19 protein-coding genes are annotated in these 21,102 nt (G+C 35.1%); 1 reads left to right on the forward strand and 18 read right to left on the reverse strand.

The features are described from left to right. Positions 1–25 precede the first annotated feature (25 nt). The 4 genes from priA to gmk all read right to left on the reverse strand — a co-directional run bounded on the left by priA (position 26) and on the right by gmk (position 4,630). Complete coding sequence (priA, locus tag KA858_RS06865) at positions 26–2,434, reverse strand: primosomal protein N' (protein ID WP_210135328.1); 2,409 nt, start codon at positions 2,432–2,434, stop codon at positions 26–28. Continuing rightward, positions 2,434–3,633 carry a bifunctional phosphopantothenoylcysteine decarboxylase/phosphopantothenate--cysteine ligase CoaBC gene (gene coaBC / locus KA858_RS06870; RefSeq protein WP_210135329.1) on the reverse strand — a complete coding sequence of 400 codons (1,200 nt, stop codon included), beginning with the start codon at positions 3,631–3,633 and terminating at the stop codon, positions 2,434–2,436. Before coaBC ends, priA begins: the two co-directional genes overlap by 1 nt. A 161-nt stretch (positions 3,634–3,794) precedes the next feature. Continuing rightward, a complete protein-coding gene (gene rpoZ, locus KA858_RS06875) occupies positions 3,795–4,007 on the reverse strand; it encodes a DNA-directed RNA polymerase subunit omega (protein ID WP_011275989.1) in 213 nt (70 codons plus the stop codon). Continuing rightward, positions 4,007–4,630 carry a guanylate kinase gene (gene gmk / locus KA858_RS06880; RefSeq protein ID WP_053029214.1) on the reverse strand — a complete coding sequence of 208 codons (624 nt, stop codon included), beginning with the start codon at positions 4,628–4,630 and terminating at the stop codon, positions 4,007–4,009. The genes rpoZ and gmk overlap by 1 nt, the downstream gene beginning before the upstream one ends. 158 nt (positions 4,631–4,788) lie before the next feature. Between gmk and KA858_RS06885 the strand changes: the two genes are divergently transcribed. Continuing rightward, positions 4,789–6,486 (forward strand): Rqc2 family fibronectin-binding protein, encoded by a 1,698-nt coding sequence (locus tag KA858_RS06885; protein ID WP_210135330.1) that lies wholly within the window; start codon positions 4,789–4,791, stop codon positions 6,484–6,486. 91 nt (positions 6,487–6,577) lie between these two features. Here KA858_RS06885 and KA858_RS06890 read toward each other — a convergent pair whose 3' ends face one another. The 14 genes from KA858_RS06890 to KA858_RS06955 form a co-directional block, all read right to left on the reverse strand. Then, complete coding sequence (locus KA858_RS06890; protein WP_053029212.1) at positions 6,578–6,982, reverse strand: VOC family protein; 405 nt, start codon at positions 6,980–6,982, stop codon at positions 6,578–6,580. A gap of 337 nt (positions 6,983–7,319) precedes the next feature. Then, positions 7,320–7,547: a hypothetical protein gene (locus KA858_RS06895; protein WP_210135331.1), complete on the reverse strand. Its 228-nt coding sequence runs from the start codon at positions 7,545–7,547 to the stop codon at positions 7,320–7,322. Positions 7,548–7,577: 30 nt separating this feature from the next. Continuing rightward, a complete protein-coding gene (gene pyrE / locus KA858_RS06900) occupies positions 7,578–8,186 on the reverse strand; it encodes an orotate phosphoribosyltransferase (RefSeq protein WP_070855472.1) in 609 nt (202 codons plus the stop codon). A gap of 1 nt (position 8,187) precedes the next feature. After that, a complete protein-coding gene (gene pyrF / locus KA858_RS06905; RefSeq protein WP_053029209.1) occupies positions 8,188–8,880 on the reverse strand; it encodes an orotidine-5'-phosphate decarboxylase in 693 nt (230 codons plus the stop codon). Between the two features lie 94 nt (positions 8,881–8,974). Then, positions 8,975–12,148 carry a carbamoyl-phosphate synthase large subunit gene (gene carB, locus KA858_RS06910; RefSeq protein ID WP_210135332.1) on the reverse strand — a complete coding sequence of 1,058 codons (3,174 nt, stop codon included), beginning with the start codon at positions 12,146–12,148 and terminating at the stop codon, positions 8,975–8,977. Beyond that, positions 12,141–13,241: a carbamoyl phosphate synthase small subunit gene (locus KA858_RS06915; protein ID WP_210135333.1), complete on the reverse strand. Its 1,101-nt coding sequence runs from the start codon at positions 13,239–13,241 to the stop codon at positions 12,141–12,143. Before KA858_RS06915 ends, carB begins: the two co-directional genes overlap by 8 nt. Beyond that, positions 13,242–14,516 carry a dihydroorotase gene (locus KA858_RS06920; protein WP_210135334.1) on the reverse strand — a complete coding sequence of 425 codons (1,275 nt, stop codon included), beginning with the start codon at positions 14,514–14,516 and terminating at the stop codon, positions 13,242–13,244. Positions 14,517–14,519: 3 nt separating this feature from the next. Beyond that, positions 14,520–15,413: an aspartate carbamoyltransferase catalytic subunit gene (locus tag KA858_RS06925; protein ID WP_053029205.1), complete on the reverse strand. Its 894-nt coding sequence runs from the start codon at positions 15,411–15,413 to the stop codon at positions 14,520–14,522. 32 nt (positions 15,414–15,445) lie between these two features. Next, positions 15,446–16,756, reverse strand: a complete 1,311-nt coding sequence (locus KA858_RS06930) for a uracil-xanthine permease family protein (RefSeq protein ID WP_053029204.1) — start codon at positions 16,754–16,756, stop codon at positions 15,446–15,448. A gap of 231 nt (positions 16,757–16,987) precedes the next feature. Continuing rightward, the gene (gene pyrR / locus KA858_RS06935; RefSeq protein ID WP_075108625.1) at positions 16,988–17,515 is read right to left on the reverse strand and encodes a bifunctional pyr operon transcriptional regulator/uracil phosphoribosyltransferase PyrR; all 528 of its coding nucleotides are present in this window, start codon (positions 17,513–17,515) and stop codon (positions 16,988–16,990) included. Positions 17,516–17,853: 338 nt separating this feature from the next. Continuing rightward, a complete protein-coding gene (locus KA858_RS06940; RefSeq protein ID WP_075108624.1) occupies positions 17,854–18,771 on the reverse strand; it encodes an RluA family pseudouridine synthase in 918 nt (305 codons plus the stop codon). An 11-nt stretch (positions 18,772–18,782) separates the two neighbouring features. Further along, positions 18,783–19,259, reverse strand: coding sequence for a signal peptidase II (lspA, locus tag KA858_RS06945; protein ID WP_053029201.1), 477 nt, complete (start codon positions 19,257–19,259; stop codon positions 18,783–18,785). 115 nt (positions 19,260–19,374) lie between these two features. Next, positions 19,375–19,854 carry a CHAP domain-containing protein gene (locus tag KA858_RS06950; protein ID WP_075108622.1) on the reverse strand — a complete coding sequence of 160 codons (480 nt, stop codon included), beginning with the start codon at positions 19,852–19,854 and terminating at the stop codon, positions 19,375–19,377. Positions 19,855–19,858: 4 nt separating this feature from the next. Then, on the reverse strand, positions 19,859–20,653 hold the full coding sequence (locus KA858_RS06955) for a VOC family protein (protein WP_210135335.1): 795 nt from the start codon (positions 20,651–20,653) through the stop codon (positions 19,859–19,861). Positions 20,654–21,102: the final 449 nt, after the last annotated feature.

Raw genomic sequence — 21,102 nt, forward strand, 5'->3', positions numbered from 1 at the left:
CTAATAACTACGTAACTCTTTTTGTCTACATTAATACTTGCGGATTGATATCTATTTTTAATGCAAGTTTGTCTTTAAGATAGGCCTCATGATAATAATCATCTAAATATTGAAGTGCTTTTAACAATTCCGGTTCACGCTTGTATTTCACTAAAATTTGAAATCGATGTTCGTTGTTAATACGAGCTATTGCAGCTGGTGATGGGCCTAACACTAACGCACGATCTGTGAGATGCTGCAGTAAGATTTGATGTATATGTTTGGATGCTTCCATCACTTTCTTCATATTTTTATGCGAAATCGTAAAATTGATTAGAAAATAATAAGGTGGATACTTGCCTATTTTTCTGTATTCCATTTCTTTATGATAGAAAGTTAAATAATCATTTTTTGGAACATCTTCAATTGCATAATGGTCAGGATTATAAGTTTGAATAATGACGTTACCCGGCTTTTCATGTCGTCCTGCTCTTCCAGCCACTTGTGTTAACAGTTGATATGTCCGCTCACTCGCACGAAAATCAGGTAGATTCAGCATAGTATCAGCATTTAAAACGCCTACTAAGGTGATATTTGGATAATCTAACCCTTTCGCAATCATTTGTGTACCTAATAAAATATCGCCTTTTCCTTGTTCAAATTCGGATAGTAATTTTTCATGCGCGCCCTTTCTAGAAGTAGTATCTACATCCATTCGGATAATACGTGCACCTTCAAATTCTTGTTGTAATATTTCTTCCACACGTTGTGTACCCGTGCCTACTTGGCGAATATGAGAACTTTCACAATTAGGACATTTATTTGGAGGTACTTCATGGTAACCACAATAATGACATTTCAATTGATCTGTTGACTTGTGGTACGTTAATGAAATATCACAATGTGGACATTGAGGCACATAACCGCAATCTCGGCATAACATAAATGATGCATAGCCACGGCGATTAAGAAATAAAACGATTTGTTCATTTTTGCGTAAGCGTTCTTCAATGGCTTCTCTTAATTCGTTAGAAAACATGGATCGATTTCCCGCACTCAATTCTTCGCGCATATCAACGATATCTATCGAAGGTAACGCTTGTTGATTCACTCTAGTAGGTAACGACAGTAACTGATACACGCCTTTTTCAGCTCGTGCGTATGATTCAAGGCTTGGCGTTGCACTTCCTAATACTAAAGGACAGTGATGATATTGACTTCTCCATTCAGCGATATCTCTAGCATGATACCGTGGATAATCTTCTTGCTTATATGTTGATTCATGTTCTTCGTCTATAATAATTATACCTAAATTTTTGAATGGTGCGAAGATACTTGATCGTGCACCAACACTGACACGTGCTCTACCGTCTCTAATCTTCTGCCATTCATCGTAGCGTTCTCCATTAGATAGACCAGAGTGTAGCACCGCTACGTCATCACCAAATCGGCGTTTAAATCGTAAGACCATTTGTGGAGTTAAAGCAATTTCAGGCACTAACATCATTGCTTCTTTACCTTCATTGAGCACTTCTTCGATTGACTGTAGGTAAACTTCTGTTTTACCTGAACCTGTCACACCATGTAATAAGAATGTACGTTGCGCTTTATTATCGATTTTGTCTTTAATCTGTTGAAAAGCAACACGCTGTTCTGAAGTAAGTTCCCGCTTCTCTTCACGTTCAAATATACGATGTGCAAATGGATCACGTTCTACTTCGGCATCATATTTCTCAATATAGCCCTTCTTAACTAACCCATCTATACTTGATTTCGAGAATCCCATCTCTTCCATATCTTTCAGAAATACTGTATTATGTTGTTCATCTAATAGATAGGCATACACGTCATACTGCTTCATTTTCTTTTCAAGTTTAGCTAAGACCTCATCTGGATGATAACCTTCTACAATACGTACCGCTCTCTGTGTTTTCTTTTTTACATTTTGAGATAATATCGTAACTTCTTTCACTGCGCCCATTTTTAACAATTTATTTAAAACAGGTAGATGATTATTCTTTTGCGCTTCTTTATACTTATATTGACCCGTAGCATCAAAGTATTCAAGCAATTGATCATCGATATCATTATACTTCACAACTTCAAAGACTTTCGTATACTTTGCTTTAATTGCACTTGGCAACATTACTTCAAGTACTGAAATGCTCTTGGATACATGATAGTGGCTAATCCATTCACTCAATTGAATCAATTCCGAGGTTAATTCAGGTTTCATATCTTGAATTTCTTTGATTGCTTTTAATTTCTCAATATTAATATCATCACTTGGTTCATTTTCAATAGCCATGACATATCCTTGAATAGTACGCGGACCGAATGGGACAACCACCCTAACCCCTACCTGAATAAAAGCCTCTAAATGCTCTGGTATCAAATAATCAAATTTAAAGTCCACACTCTTAGAAGGAATATCTACGATTACCTTCGCAATCATTATTGCCACCTAGTTTCTAATTCATCTAAAATTTGTTCAGCTAATTGAACCTTTTTGCCTCTCTTAATATTAATCATTTCATTAGTTTTAAAATGCATGGTTAATTCATTATCATCTGATTTAAAACCAATCGTTTTGTCACCTACATTATTCGAAATAATCACATCAGCATTTTTTCGTTTTAATTTATCTTGCGCATAGGCTTCGATATTTTGCGTTTCAGCAGCGAAACCTACTAAATATTGATGTGCTTTATGTTCACCTAAATATTTTAGAATATCTTTAGTTCGTTTAAAGGTAACGGCTAAGTCGCCATCTTGTTTCTTCATTTTATGATCTAATACTTCCATCGGCGTATAATCAGATACAGCTGCCGCTTTAAATACAATGTCTTGCTGATCAAAACGTGTCGTTACTGCCTCAAACATGTCTTCCGCACTTTCAATATGCACAACGTCCACACCAATAGGATCTACTAATTGCGTTGGCCCTGTCACTAACGTAACGTGTGCGCCTCTTTTTTGTAGCGCTTCAGCTAGAGCGTAACCCATTTTCCCTGAAGAACGATTGGATACATAACGAACAGGATCAATCACTTCTACAGTTGGCCCAGCTGTGACTAATGCATGTTTACCTTTAAATGAACTATGCGCCTTTACCTTTTGCGAATGGAAAAAGTCGTTGATGACTTTAACAATTTGTAATGGTTCTTCCATTCTTCCTTTTGCTACATAACCACATGCTAAATAACCATCCCCAGGTTCAATAAAGCGATAGCCATCTTGTGCTAATACGTTAATATTGTGCTGTGTACGCTTATTCTCATACATATGTACATTCATTGCCGGAGCAATAAAGGTAGGTGTCTCAGTTGCTAACAACGTAGATGTCAGCATATCATCTGCAATACCCACACTCAATTTCGCAATCACATTTGCAGTTGCAGGTGCAATGATAATCGCATCTGCCCAATCACCCAATGCGACATGTTGAATTTCTTGTGGGTTCTCTTCTTTAAATGTATTGGTATAGACTGGGTTTCTACTAATTGCTTGAAAAGCAAGTGGTGTAACAAATTCTTGCGCATGTTCAGATAACATTACGCGTACATCGTAACCAGCTTGTGTTAATTTACTCGTTAAATCTATAGCTTTATATGCTGCAATACCACCTGTAACAGCTAGCAAAATGTGTTTCATAATCGTATTTCTCCCTTTTACTATATCGATTATTAATCATAATTTATATTAAATTTATTATACACAAATTAAAGGTGTAATTAAAAAGACACATCTTATTGAAGAAGCGTAATACTCAAATCAATAAGATGTGCATATGAATAAATTAATTTCATTTGGTTTTACATAGTGAATTCGTCAGAAACGACTGGTGTAATTTTACCGCTAGCAATTTCTTCTAATGCTTCACCAACTGGTTTAGCTGAATGATATCCACTTAATAAAGCTGTTTCAGGTCTTTCATCTAATTCACGTGCACGCTTAGCTGCAGTCGTAGCAATTAAATACTTAGAATTGATTTTCGATTGTAACTGGTTTAATGGTGGGTTTAACATTATTTTTTAGCCTCCAATAACATTTTTCTATATATAGCTTCAACACGTTCGCGTTTTAAGTGTTCTGCTTCAACAATTGATTGAATACGATCTTTCGCTAAATGGACTTCATCGTTGACTACAACGTAATCATAAAGATTCATCATCTCTACTTCTTTACGTGCTTCATTTACTCTGCTTTGAATCTTCTCATCTGACTCAGTGCCACGTCCAACTAATCGTTCTTTCAAATGGTCTAAGCTAGGTGGTGCAAGGAAGATAAATAATGCATCTGGAAATTTCTTTCTTACTTGTTTAGCACCTTCTACTTCAATTTCTAAAAATACATCATGTCCAGCAGCCATAGTATCTTTAACATATTGAACAGGCGTACCATAGTAATTTCCAACGTATTCAGCATATTCAATAAATTGATCTTCCTGAATTAAAGCTTCAAATTCTTCTTTCGTCTTAAAAAAGTAATCTACACCATCAACTTCGCCTTCACGCATATTACGTGTCGTCATTGAAATAGAGTACTTATATGATGTAGTTGGATCATCAAATATCTCTTTGCGTACAGTTCCTTTACCTACTCCTGAAGGACCTGAAAGAACAATTAGTAATCCTTTTTCATTATCCATGCCTTACGACCTCTCTAAGCTATTCTTCTATTATTTAAATATAATATCATATTGTAGTGAAAATTGTATAGAGTATGTAACATAAACTTAAATCATGACGCTATCTTTTTACCATGTTACAATATACTGAATGATTAAATTGAAGGTGGAAATTATTTATGGCATATGATGGCTTATTCACTAGAAAAATAGTTGAATCACTACAGTTTTTAGTATCTGGACGAATTCATAAGATTAATCAACCAGAAAATGATACGATTCTTATGGTTGTACGCCAAAATCGCAAAAATCATCAACTATTACTATCAATACACCCTAGTTTTTCAAGAATGCATATCACAACGAAGAAGTATGATAACCCATTTGAACCACCAATGTTCGCACGCGTATTTAGGAAACATTTAGAAGGTGGCATTATTAAATCAGTACGTCAAATCGGTAATGACCGCCGTATTGAAATCGATGTTGAAAGTAAAGATGAAATTGGGGATACCATTTATCGCACTGTTATTTTAGAAATTATGGGTAAACATAGCAATTTATTACTTGTTGATGATAATTATAAAATTATTGAAGGATTTAAACATTTAACCCCGAATACAAATCAATATCGTACGGTTATGCCGGGTTTTAAATATGAAGCACCACCAACACAAAATAAATTAAATCCATTTGACGTTTCTGGGGACGAAGCTTTAAAATATGTAGATTTTAATAGTGGTAAACTTGCAAAGCAGTTATTGAACACGTTTGAAGGTTTTAGTCCACTGATTACTAATGAAATTGTCAATCGCTATCAATTTATGACAACAGACACTCTACCTAAAGCTTATGATGAGGTTATCGCTCAAACGTTACAAACACCTGTACCTGTTTTCCATAAAAATCATGAAACTGGTAAAGAAGATTTTTATTTCATGAAATTAGAACAGTTTCATGATGATATGGTTGAATATACATCCTTACATGAATTACTAGACCGGTATTATGATGCCCGTGGAGAACGCGAACGTGTCAAACAACGCGCAAATGATTTAGTACGCTTTGTTCAACAGCAATCTCAAAAATATCAACATAAATTGAGCAAACTGATCGCGGAGTATGAAAGTGCTAAAGATAAAGATAAACAGCAACTATACGGTGAACTCATTACTGCTAATATTTACCGCATTAAGCAAGGCGATGATGCGGTAACTGTTCTCAATTACTATACAAATGAAGACATTACGATTCCATTAAACCCTACTAAATCACCGTCAGTTAATGCACAATATTATTACAAGCAATATAATCGAATGAAAACACGTGAACGCGAATTAGATCATCAAATTCAATTAACGCGCGAGAACATCGATTACTTTGCAAATATCGAACAGCAACTCGACCATATTACGGTTGATGAGATAGATGATATTCGTGATGAACTAGCAGAACAAGGATTTATGAAACAACGTAAAAACGTTAAAAAGAAAAAGAATGATAAAATTCAACTTCAAACCTATCTTTCTACAGATGGGGATACGATACTGGTAGGCAAAAATAATAAACAAAATGATTATTTAACAAATCGTAAAGCTCAAAATTCACATATTTGGTTCCATACAAAAGATATTCCAGGTTCTCATGTCGTTATTCTTAATGATGCACCAAGTGAACAAACGATTAAAGAAGCTGCTATGTTAGCTGGTTATTTCTCAAAAGCCGGAAATTCTGGCCAAATTCCTGTAGACTATACAGAAATTAGAAATGTTCACAAACCATCTGGTGCTAAACCAGGATTTGTAACGTATGATAATCAAAAAACATTATTTGCAACGCCAGATTATGACAAGATTCAAAGTATGAAAGTTAAATAAGCTGCATCGCACAGTCACTAAAATGATGAAACTATATTTAAAAAGGGATTAGAACCGAACGCACAACTACATTCAGTTCTAATCCCATGTTTTATTTTTCAGGTAATGCGAGTTGAAAACTAACACCAAATTTATCTTGCACCCATGCAAATTCACGGAATGGCGGCATCGCAGTTTTAGGCATTAATATTGCGCCTTCTTTCTTCAAACCACTGAATAGTCGTTCCATTTCCATCGCATTATCAACCGTAATATATAAAGAAATTGACGGATTCATTGGCAAATTCTCACCATTATCCGCATCAATTGCCATAAATACTTGCCCATTTAGCGTAAATATGGAATGTTGTACTGTGCCTGGCACACCTGGCCCATCCTCTCCATATTTAACCATAGTCAAAATTTCACTATTATCGAACAGACTCGTATATAAATTAATTGCTTCTTCTGCTTGATTATTAAACATTAGAAATGTTGTTATTTTAGGTATTTCCACATTGATTCCCCTCTCTTTATCTTTAATACTTATTTTAAACTAATCTATATCATTTTGAAAAAATTTAAATATTTAATTTCGTTAATCTAAATTTTTGACTTATTCTATTTTCAAGTTAAAATTAGAATAAAGTTCAATTGGAGGCTTTCAATTATGATGCATCTTGTTATACCTATTTTATGTATGCTTATTGTTTTACTTATCGGATGGGTGCTTATTAAAATTTTTATTCGCTAAACGTTATGTATTATATTTCTAAACATATAAAACGTGGTATAGATATGACAACATTTCATCTATTACTTTAGATGATTGTGCCCGCCTATACCACGTTTTTTTAATCGATTTTACCCTTTTGTCTAAGCGATTGCTTAGCCTTTTTAAAGAGGTCACTTGTATGCACAAATGAGTCCATGCTTACTTTAGATTGATTTTTACTTATTTCTTTAATACTATTATCAATCGACATTGCGTTGTCTGGGGATTTGAAGTCATCATCTCTATATAAGAATTCATTAACGTGCTTCATATTATTATAGAAGCGATTCGCTTCACTATCCGTCATATTAATCAATCCCCCTTTTGACATAGCATATTACAAGTTGTCTCTCCATTCAACTAAAGTTTGTATATCATGCTCAGAAATTTTACCTTCTTCACGTGCAACTTCAATTAACTCATTATAGTTACTTAATGTGTAATAAGGGACATTGATATCATTAAACATGTCATCTGCTTTCTTTAAGCCATAAGTGAAAATGGCTACTACACCTACGACATTGGCCCCCGCTTCTTTTAATGCTTCAACTGCAGTAATTGAAGATCCACCTGTTGAGATTAAATCTTCGACTACGACGACGTTCTTACCTTTACTTAAAGCGCCTTCAATTTGGTTTTGTTTTCCATGGCTTTTGCTTTTTGAACGAACATAATTCATTGGTAAATTTAATTTCTCAGAGATATACGCTGCATGCGGAATACCTGCTGTTGCTGTACCAGATATAATATCTACATCACCGAATTGTTCAATAATCAACTGGCTCAATCCATCACGGATGGCACTTCGTACTTCTGGATAGCCTAATGTTACACGATTATCACAGTATATAGGAGATTTAATTCCTGAACTCCATGTATATAAATCGTTTGGAGATAATGTTACTGCTTCGATATCTAATAAAGATTTTGCTATTTCTTTTGCCATATTAACTTAACCAACTTTCTTTAATAGTGTGATAACTTTCTACAGGATTCTCACTTTGCGTGATTGGTCGTCCAACTACAATATGTGTTGCCCCTAATTGTTTAGCGTCTTCAGGTGTAGTGATTCGCTTTTGATCATCTACAGCTGCCCCTTGTGGTCTAATTCCTGGTGTTACTTTTAAAAAGTCTGAACCTAATTCATTTGTTAATAATTCTGCTTCTAATGGAGAGCATACAACACCATCTAAACCTGCTTGTTGCGTTAATGTCGCATAGTTTAATACGGCTTCTTCGATTGTTGTTTGAATGTTTTGCTCATTACGCAACATTTCTTCAGTTGTAGATGTTAATTGTGTAACAGCAATAATCTTTGTATCATTACTAAATTTGTGCAATCCCCTTACTGCAGCTTTCATCATTGCTGTACCTCCAGCTGCATGCACATTAACTAAATCAACATCTAACTTTCCTAAGCCTTCCATTGCTTTTTCAACTGTATTTGGAATATCATGTAGCTTCAAATCTAAGAAAATATCATGACCACGTGATTTAATAGATTTAATGAACTCTGGCCCTGCTTGATAGAAGAGTTCCATTCCGATTTTCACGAAAAGTGGTTCATCAAATTGATCTAAAAATGTATTCACTTTTTCTGCTGATTCGAAATCTAGTGCTATGATAGGTAAATCTTTCATATTATAACTCCTTTGAAAATGAACGACGCGGTCGCAGTCGTCGGACTAAGGAAATCCTGACTCATTACAACCTTGTCGTTCTTGAATTGTAATATTACATCGTTCTCATTGAAAATGTCATACTTTCAATCACATTTGTTAAAGCATTCGCAGTATCTAATGATGTTAAACATGGCACACCATTTTCAACTGTTGTACGACGAATTTGGAAACCGTCTCTCTCTACTTCTTTACCCTTAGTCATGGTATTAATGACAATTTGTACTTCACCATTTTGGATACGTGTTAATAAATCATCATCGCCACCAATTTTACCTACAACTTCAACTGGAATATGATGTTCTTCTAATTTTTGTGCCGTTCCTTGAGTAGCTAAAATCTTATACCCTACCTCATTTAAACGGTGAGCAATTTTTACAATTTCGTCTTTATCTTTATCACTTACTGTCATAAGTACAGTACCATGATCTTTAACTTCTACACCACTACCCGTTAATCCTTTGTAAAGTGCTTTTTCTAAAGTTAGATCTTTACCCATCACTTCACCGGTAGATTTCATTTCTGGTCCTAAAGTCACATCGACATTTTTCAATTTATTAAAACTGAAGACAGGTGCTTTCACATAGACACCTTCTGAATATGGTTGGATGCCTTGCTTATAGCCTAACGCTTTAAGCTGTGTTCCCATTATAGCTTGCATCGCAAGTTGTGCCATTTGAATATCTGTGATTTTACTTAAGAATGGTACAGTTCGACTTGCACGAGGGTTTACTTCTAGTACGTAAACACCATCATGTGCGATCACAAATTGGATATTAATCAAGCCTACGATATTAAGCCCTTTAGCTAATTTAATTGTGTAGTCTTCTAACGTATTAATATCTTCCTGGCTTAAAGTTTGGGGCGGATAAACAGCAATTGAGTCACCACTATGAACACCTGCACGTTCGATGTGTTCCATGATACCAGGAATGATGACTGTTTCACCGTCTGATATCGCATCAACCTCTATCTCCTTACCAGTTAAATATCTATCTACCAATACTGGATGTTCTGGGCTCGCTTTAACAGCTTGTTCCATGTAGTTTTCTAATTCAGCGTCGCTATTCACTATTTCCATAGCACGACCACCGAGTACATATGATGGTCTCACCACAACCGGGTAGCCAATTTCACGGGCATTTTCAAGTGCTTCTTTTGGAGAAGTCGCAGTTTTACCTTTAGGTTGAGGTACATTAATGGTATGCAGTAAGGATTCGAATTCTTTTCTATCTTCGGCACGATTTAAATCGTCTAAAGACGTTCCTAATATTTGAACCCCATGTTTAGCTAATTTATCCGCTAAGTTAATAGCCGTCTGACCACCAAATTGCACGACTACGCCTTTAGGTTGTTCCAAATTGATGATATTCATTACATCTTCTTCAGTTAATGGTTCGAAGTATAATTTATCTGATATTGAAAAGTCAGTCGATACTGTTTCAGGATTATTATTCACGATAATTGCTTCGTATCCGGCATTTTGAATTGCCCATACTGCATGTACAGTAGCATAGTCAAATTCCACCCCTTGCCCAATTCGAATTGGACCTGAACCAAGTACCAAGATTTTTTCTTTATCTGTCACGATGGATTCATTCTCAGTCTCATAAGTGCCATAGTAATAGGGTGTTGTTGACTCAAATTCAGCAGCACAAGTGTCAACCATTTTGTATACAGGTTTAATTCCATTTTCTTGGCGCAATTGATAAACTTCTGTTTCAGTCATACCGAATCGATGTGCAATCACTCTGTCACTAAAGCCATAGTCTTTAGCATATTTAAGGTAGTCTAAATCTCCAGGGTGTGCTTTCAACTCATGTTCGATATTAATAATATTTTGGAATTTATTTAAGAAGAAATAATCAATTTGCGTCATATTATGTATTTCTTCAAGCGTCGTACCACGTCTAATTGCTTCACCTATAAAGAAGAGTCTTTCATCATCTTGATGACTGATGCGTTCCTTAATATAATCTAAATCAAAACTTTCTCCATTTGGTAAGCCTAAATGGTGTACACCATATTCAAGTGAACGTATTGCTTTCAATAGCGATTCTTCATATGTACGTCCGATAGCCATTACTTCACCAGTAGCTTTCATTTGAGTACCTAATTCACGTTCGCCTTTTTCAAATTTATCAAATGGGAATCTCGGTATCTTTGAAATAACGTAATCTAACGTTGGTTCAAAGGCAGCATATGATGTACCTGTGACAGGGTTAAGCATCTCATCTAATGTTAATCCTACTGCTATTTTTGCCGCTAATTTTGCAATTGGGTATCCAGTTGCTTTAGATGCAAGCGCTGATGATCGTGATACACGTGGATTTACTTCTATAATATAGTAATTGAATGAGTGTGGGTCTAATGCAAGTTGGACGTTACATCCACCTTCAATACCTAATGCTCGAATTACTTTTAAAGATACATCACGTAACATTTGATATTCAACATCTGATAACGTTTGACTCGGCGCTACTACGATAGAGTCTCCTGTATGAATACCAACTGGGTCGATATTTTCCATATTACAAACAACAATTGCATTATCATTTTTATCTCGCATTACTTCATATTCAATTTCTTTGTAGCCCGCAATAGATTTTTCAATTAAACATTGTGTCGCTGGACTGTAATGTAGCCCATTGCTCACTACTTCTTTTAATTCATCATCATTGTAGCAAATACCACCACCAGTACCTCCCATTGTAAAGGCAGGACGAACAATGAGTGGATAGCCTACTTCGTCTTTAAACGCAAATGCTTGTTTAACAGTATTTACAATATCACTTTCAGGGACAGGTACATTTAAATCATTCATTAATGATCTAAATAATTCTCTATCTTCTGCTTGTTGAATAGACTTTAATTCCGTACCTAGTAATTTCACATTATTTGCTTCAAGTACACCACTATCATGTAATTGAATTGCCATATTCAAACCTGTTTGACCACCTAATGTTGGTAACAGTGCATCAGGCTGTTCTTTACGAATAATACGTGCAATAAAGTCATGTGTTAACGGTTCGATATAAACTTTATCTGCAATTTCTTTATCTGTCATAATCGTTGCTGGGTTAGAGTTGACTAATATGACACGGTAGCCTTCTTCTTTTAAAGCAAGGCACGCTTGAGTACCTGCGTAATCAAATTCTGCAGCTTGTCCAATGATAATTGGACCTGATCCAATAACTAGAATCGTTTGTATATCGTCACGTTTAGGCATTTGCTGTTTGCTCCTTTTCTTTAAATTCTTTCATCATAGTCATAAATTCATCGAATAAATAATTTGAATCGCTTGGGCCTGGTCGTGCTTCAGGATGATATTGCACCGAAAATGCTGGTAATGTCTTATGTCTTAATCCTTCAACCGTACCATCATTTAACGCAATATGTGTCACTTCTAAGTCAGTATGTGCCAATGACGCTTTATCAATAGCGTAACCATGGTTTTGACTTGTGATATCTACTTTTCCAGTTCGTAAATCTTTTACAGGGTGATTTGCACCACGATGTCCGAACTTCATTTTAAATGATGTCGCACCTTGAGATAGCGCGAATAATTGATGTCCTAGGCATATACCGAAGAATGGAATTTTGCCTAAAATACCGTTAATCATATCCAATGCAACTTCTACCACATCTGGGTCACCAGGGCCATTAGATAACATCACGCCATCAGGTGACATAGCTAATATCTCTTCAGCTGATGTGTCATAAGGTACTACTGTCACATTGCACCCACGCAAATTTAATTCTCTTACAATGTTTTGCTTTTTACCAAAGTCTAACAAGACGACACTCAAATCAGATCCTGTAGAGACGTATGGTGTTTTAGTAGATACTGTTTCCACTTCATTTCGAGGTAACGTTGTATCTTGTAATGTACTGATTAGTGTGTCAATGTCCTCTCGATTATCAGTGAACCCTGCCTTGAGTACACCATGCTGTCTAATCTTACGAGTAATACTACGTGTATCTACGCCTGAGATACCAGGTATCTTGTATTGCACAAGCACATCGTGTAACGTTTTTTGATTTCTAAAGTTACTTGGATGAGTACTTGCTTCTTTCACTACTACACCATTTAATGTTGGTGTTAGTGCTTCAAAGTCATCTCGGTTAATACCGTAATTACCAATTAATGGGTATGTGAATGTAATGATTTGACCAGTATATGAAGGGTCTGAGATTGTTTCTTGGTATCCTGTCATCGCTGTGTTGAATACGATTTCTCCAACTGATAAGTCGTTAGATCCCAATTGATATCCTTCATAATAAGTCCCATCTTCTAATACAAGATAGCGTCGCTCAAGCATTTATTTATCCTCCTTATATTTAACTTCGCCTTCTACCATAGTTAAAATCGGGTTACCATAAACTTTGTAACCAATAAATGGTGTATTATCTGCTTTAGATAAGAAATCTTCAGCTTTGATTTCGCGTTCTTCTTCCAGATTAATCATTGTTAAATCAGCAAAGTGTCCTTCTTCCAATTTGCCATATGGTAAATCAAATACTTGCGCTGGTTTAACAGTTAAGTAATCCACTAATTGTTGCAATGACCAATCTCCATTTTTTACAAAATGCGTATATAGTAATGGGAATGCAGTTTCACTTCCTACAATACCGAAAGGCGCTTTAGTCATCGGTTGTGCTTTCTCTTCTTTCGCATGTGGTGCATGGTCAGTTGCAATACAATCTATCGTTCCATCTAATAACCCCTCTAATAAGGCCTCTCTATCTTCTTTACTTCTTAAAGGTGGATTCATTTTATAAATTGCATTATCACCTGGTACATCATCTTCAGTTAGTAATAAGTGATGTGGTGTAACTTCAGCTGTCACATGAATACCTGCTGCTTTAGCATCACGAATTGCTCTAACACTTTCTTTCGTTGAAACATGACATACATGATAATGACAATTTGCTGCTTCAGCTAGTAGCACATCTCTCGCGATTTGTACCGCTTCACAAATATTTGGAATACCAGGTATACCTAACGCTTCGCTTCGTTTACCCTGGTGCATTGCACCACCATAAATTAAACTATTATCTTCGCAGTGTGCTACCACAGCTTTATTAACTTTAGCTGCTTGTTGCATTGCTTCATACATCATTGCTGATTCTTGAACACCTACGCCATCGTCTGTGAACGCAAAAGCACCTTGCTTAGCTAGTGCTTCAAAATCAACATGTTCTTTTCCAGCTTGGCGTACGGTTATAGATGCATATGGTAATACACGTACTTGTGCGTTATCTTGAATTAATTGTTGTAAACGCTCCATATGTTCCACAGTGTCCGGTACTGGACGTGTATTTGGCATTGGACATACAGTTGTAAACCCACCACGAGCTGCAGCTTTCGTACCTGTCTCAATCGTTTCTTTATGTTCTCCACCTGGTTCACGTAAATGAACGTGAACATCAATTAAACCAGGTGCTACAAAATGTCCTTGTGCATCAATCACTTCAACACTTTCATCAACTTCAATATTATTGCTTATTTCTTTAATATGTTGACCGTCAATTAAAATAGATCTTTGCTTAAGTTCACCGTTATCTAAAATTTGAGCATTTTTGATTAATTTCAACGTTTACGCCTCTTTTCCTGATAATAGTTTATTGATTACTGACATTCTTAAATACATGCCATTTGTCATTTGTTTGAAAATTCGTGCCTTAGGCGCTTCCACTAATTCAGAATCAATTTCAACACCTCTATTAACTGGTGCAGGGTGCATAACAATTGCTTTATCTTTCAACTTATTATATCTATCCATTGTTAAACCGTATTGTTCATGGTAATCATTTGCCTCGAAGTTAGCTTCACCCGTTATACCATGACGTTCATGTTGAACACGTAATAACATAACAATGTCTACTTGGTCGATAACATCATCAATTTGCACATATGGTGCATCTAAAGATTCATCAACCCATTCATCTGGACTTGAGAACATCACATTTGCGCCTAGTGATGTTAAGCTTATGAAATTACTTCTTGCTACACGTGAATTTTTAATATCACCACAGATCAAGATATTTAATCCTTCAAATGACCCATACTCTTCATAAATTGTCATGATATCTAATAAACTTTGTGTAGGGTGTTGACCACTACCATCACCAGCATTTGCAATTGGGATATTAAGATTTTCAAGTTCTTCATAATATGCATTTTGAGAATGTCTTATGACAAGTAAATCAACGCCGATGCTCTCAAGCGTTTTACATGTGTCGTACAGTGATTCTCCTTTTTGTACTGATGATGTACTTGTTTCAAAGTTAACTTCTTTAAGACCTAATTTTTGCTCTGCTACTTCAAAGCTACATTTAGTACGTGTTGAGTTTTCGAAGAATAAATTTGAAACAAACTTTCCTTCGAATTGTGGTAATGGTTGTTTTCCTGATTTGTAATCACAAGCTGTTTGAATTAAATCGTAAATGTCCTCGTTAGATAAATGTTCCATAGATAATAAGTTATTCATAAAGCGCCTCCTGATAAATAATCCTTGTTAAATTAGTTTTTTGATTCCTGTTTTTCTTTTGGCAAAATTAAATTTAAGATAATACCTGAAAGTGCTGCGAGTGCCATACCTTCGATTTGAAGGTTTACACCTAAACCTTTTAAATTGATAAGTAAATTACCAATACCTACAACTAAGATGACTGAAGCAATGACTAGGTTACGGTTGCTTGCGAAATCGATATTGCTCTCAACTAACATTCTCAGTCCGCTTGCTGCAATAATACCGAAGAGCAAGATGGATACCCCGCCCATTACCGGGGTAGGTATTGATGAAATCAACGCTGAGAACTTTCCAATAAATGATAAGACAATCGCGATAACCGCTGCGCCACCAATAACATAAATACTATAAATTTTTGTTATTGCTAGAACACCGATGTTTTCGCCGTATGTTGTACTTGGTGGACCACCAATAATACTTGCGAACATGGTTGACACACCGTCACCGATAATTGAGCGATGTAAACCTGGATCTTCGAAGAAGTTTCTACCTACAATTTTATTGATTACCATTTGGTGACCGATATGCTCACTCACTGTTACGAACACGATTGGTAACATGACGAGTATTAAACCAAGGTGTATCGACGGTACATAATCTTTAAACGGTAAATAGATGTGAGGGAAGTCAATCCAATTTGCTTTCGCAATATTTGAAAAGTTTACTAATCCCATAAAGATTGAAACAATGTAGCCGACGATGATACCAATTAGTACCGGTATCAGTGATAAGAATCCTTTGAAGAACCCTTGGACAATAATGGTTACAAGTAATGTGATAAGTGCTACAACTAAATAGCTTAAGTTGTACCCTTTCATATCACCTGAATTCTCAAACATTGCCATATTGACTGCTGTTGGTGCTAGGCTTAAACCAATCACCATGATCACTGGCCCCACTACTACTGGTGGAAGTAAATGCATTAACCATCCTGTACCACTTATTTTGATTAGAATACCGATGATGACGTACATGACGCCACTAGCGAATAATGCGACCAACATATCACCTAGACTGTGTGTGCTCAAGCCAGTAATAATCGGTGTGATGAATGCGAAGCTTGAGCCTAAATATGCTGGAATCTTTGCTTTAGTAATTAGGATGTAAAGCAATGTTCCTATTCCTGATGCAAGTAAAGCTGCTGATATAGGTAAACCAGTAAGGAATGGTACTAATACAGTAGAACCAAACATTGCAAATAAATGTTGCAAACTCAGTAATGCCCACTGTGCCGGTTGCGGTTTATCCTGTACGTCTAACACCGGCTTAACGGTACGTTCAAACATTTGTTCATTTTCCATTTTTTTCTTCCTTTCATAAAAAAAGTCTCTTTAACATATAAATGTAAAGAGACTAAAAAATCGTATTTAGTAAGCAGATACGTTTTCACATCCAACGTGATCTGTACATACGTGACAAAGTATTCTGTTTTAGTGAGCGCATTATTACTTACTTATATTGAAACTTTAATACTGACACTCACTATTGAATACTTCACCTTTTTCAGTCTCTCGTACTGATTTAAAAGGCCTTTATTCAATTATAACTGCGTTCTGTGAATCTTTTTCATTTAAGAACACAGAAACGGATTCTTCTTTAGCAGTTGGAATATTTTTTCCTACAAAATCTGCTCTGATAGGCAACTCACGATGTCCTCGATCTACAAGTGCAGCCAATCCAATTTTAATTGGTCGAGAATGTAATAGAATCGCATCTAGTGAAGCTCTAACAGTTCTACCAGTGTATAGCACATCATCAATAATGATGACGACCTTGTTATTAATATCAGCATCAATATCTATTGCGTCTTGAGTGATTTTCTTGTTAGCAATTTCAATATCATCTCTAAAATGCGTAATATCAATTGTGCCTGTCGGAACTGCTTTTTGTTCAATTTGATTGATTTTGTCTTGAATACGTCGTGCTAAGTATTCGCCTCTCGTTTTGATACCGAGTAACACAAGATTTTCTGTACCTTTATTGTATTCTAGAATTTCGTGCGCCATACGCGTTACAGTACGTTGTATTGCAGCTTCATCCATGATGATACGCTCAGACATTATCTCACCTCTTAATATTAAAAAACCTCATGTCTTTGATCAAAGACATGAGATTTAATTTATATACGGACATGTACGTTTATACGATACATGATAAAGTCATTCTCATTAAACAATTCATCAATGTGCTCAATGAATCATTTTAAGAAAGTGTATAGAATTATACTCATTGTCTTTGAAGCCTCTCTGGACTTTCGTTTAAAGACATCGTTTTCTTTTTGAACTGTTATTAGCTTAATGCTTTTTGACTTATAAGTCAATGCAAATTTTAAAATTCTCTGTGCTAAATAATACTTTTTTATTAGATTAAATTCCATTTAGACAATTGAATGATTAACTTATGCTTCTCTTAAACGGATATCTTCTAATAATGTTTCAAATGCTTCAGGTAACTCCGCTTGTCGTTCAATGTATTCATGTGTGACTGGATGTTCAAACCCAATAACCCCTGCGTGTAAAGCTTGACCACCAATATCAAGTGTCTTTCTCGGACCATATTTAGGGTCTCCAACAAGAGGAAATCCTATATATTTCATATGCACACGGATTTGGTGTGTACGCCCTGTCTCTAATTGACACTCAATTAATGTATAATCTTTAAAATGTTCCAACACATTGAAATGTGTCACGGCTTCTTTACCATTATCAACAACATCCATAGATTGTCTATCTTTCTCATTTCTTCCTATTGGCGCATCGATTGTACCGTAATCATGTGGAATGTTTCCATGTACTAATGCAGTATATTTTCGCTTAACAGATTTATCCATTAACTGTTCAACTAAACCACGATGCGCGATATCATTTTTCGCAACCATTAATAACCCTGATGTATCTTTATCGATACGGTGTACGATACCAGGACGAATCTCACCATTAATACCAGATAAATCTTTAATTTGATACATTAATCCATTAACCAGTGTACCTGAATAATGACCTGGTGAAGGGTGAACTACCATACCTTTAGGTTTATATACAATCGCTACATCTTCATCTTCATAATAAATATCTAAGTTTAAATTTTCCGGCTGAATATCAGCTTCAACGACTTCCTTTTCAGTAACAATAATACTGTCATTTAATTTAACTTTATAATTAGATTTAATCACTTTGTCATTTACTGTTACTAAATCGTCTTTAATCCAATCTTGTATTTGACTTCTTGACCAGTCATTGTTGAATTCAGGTAATAATTTATCAATACGCTGTCCAACATAAGCTTGGTCTTCTATTTTAAATTCATGTGTTTTCAAATTATAGCCTCCTATTCTTTCGAATTTGCATCTTTAAGTAAGGCAATGATGATGAATAATACACCTATTGTTAGACTAGAATCCGCAACATTAAATATTGGAAAATCATATCCGAAAATAGTCGTATCAACAAAATCAACTACTTCACCATTTACTAATCGATCAATAAAGTTACCTAATGCGCCTGCAAATAATAAACTAATTGCAACTTGCATAAACAGATTATACTTTGCTTCTTTAATATAAAATAATACAAGTACGACGAGAATTATAAGCGTAATAATATAAAAGAATCCCATTTTACCACTTAATATTCCCCACGCCGCACCGTCATTTCTATGTGATGTTATATTTAAAAAATTGGGAATAACTTCATACGAATCACCAATATTCATTGTTGTAGCTATTATGCGTTTAGTTACTTGATCAATGATTAATATTGTAATTGCTACGATTAAAGATATCGTTATATAATATTTCTTTTTCATTCACGTGCCTCCATTCACACACTACACTTTGACAACACTCTACATTATAGCTTACTCCCATACATAAAAAAAGCTACAGTTACAAATAACTCATGAGAGGTGTAACTGTAGTTCACTATGCTGTTTCATTTTTATTTTCCTTTGGATGAATATAATTAAATTCGTCTACTTGATTGTCATGAACTGTTCTTTTTGTCACTTCATACGGTTTATTATAGTTCATATCAAATACTGTTAGCGATCCATCCTGGTGAACTTTATCTATATATGCTACATGACCATATTGACCTTTAGGATATTGCAAAATTGCGCCAACACTAGGTTCATTATTTACTGTATATCCTTCTTCATCAGCTTTGGCAGCCCAATACTTAGCATCGCCCCATTTATTGCTAATCATATTACCATCTTGTCGTATTCTGTCAAACACGTAATACGTACACTGCCCCTTAGCATATAAATTGAATTTCATTGGATTCTTTTCCCAAAAATGAATTGTAGGTTGTGTCATATCTTGATTATCAATACCATCATATATTGCTCCAACAGTGAAAAGTGCACTACCTAAAAACATTATAGCTATAAATTTCTTCATTTAATCACACTACTTCTATAAAATTAAATCTAAATTGAAGCCCGTCTGGACCATTAACATCGATATGCGTTATTTCAGGATAATAATAATCAATTAATGCGAGACCATATGTAATAGGATTCATAACGCGCTTTGTACTTGATAACCATTGATTAATTGCTAAATGATGATGATATTGATTTGAAGACATATAGAGTGAAAACTTATCTAAATATGCAGATGTTTCAAGTCCAAAATAGTTTAAATAATATGATTTGACTTCAGACATACGTATCGATTTAAGAGATACATTTCCAATTTTAGTTCCTTTAGGAATACCTTGCCAAGTTTGATCTGTTACATGCGTTAATAAACGTGGAACATTAATTGCTTCAACATCCAATTTCACATATTCATTATCGTACACCCAGTAATCTATATCGTGATCGACATAAAATTTAAATGCATTTCCCTCTGGATCTTCAATAAAAAGAGAGGTACAGACACTTTGTTCTCCACCATTTACTGGAATTTCAAAATCTGTCATTTGTACAAGTAAATCTGCTAAATCTTCTATATTAGGAAGCAATATACCTATATAAAATAATCCGGCTTCAGATAACAGCGGTTCCCTACCATTTACAATTTCTTTTAAAGTTATAAAATGATTCGATTGACCAATCTCATATTGGACAGATTGGTGTGTTTCGGTAATCACTTCAAATCCTAATACCGTTTCATAAAATGGTCTTAAATTAGCTAAATTTCTCACATTTAATGTTATACCATTTACGAAATGTGCATGCTTGGAATGAAACATTGTAGCCTCCTAATATGACTGTAAATCAACTGCATCATGTTTATCTGATGCATTAATCACTTTGATGAAAATAATACTTATTATTTTACCTTAAAATATATCAAATTTTATCAGTCTTTGTATGTATATTACAATTTATGTTTTTTAGTTCGCCCTTCTAAATACGGACTTCAAGATAAAGTATTTACATTTTACTTAGTTTACTTTTTTAAATTACGCTAATAAATAAAAAAAGTCTGGGACATAAATAATATAATGAAGCTATTTTGCGAATTCGCAGTAGCTGACTGAACTGAAAATGCGCTTAATTCAAGCTTTTTTCAGTTCTAGTCATCCTTGCGGGCGGGGGCCCCAGCAAAGAGAATTTCACTAAGAAATTCTACAAGCAAAGCAAGCTGGGAGTCGGGGCACCAACACAAAAAATCACGAAAGTGATTTTACAAGCTAAG

It is taken from the genome of Staphylococcus sp. GDX8P80P (assembly GCF_017893095.1).
Taxonomy (GTDB): domain Bacteria; phylum Bacillota; class Bacilli; order Staphylococcales; family Staphylococcaceae; genus Staphylococcus; species Staphylococcus borealis.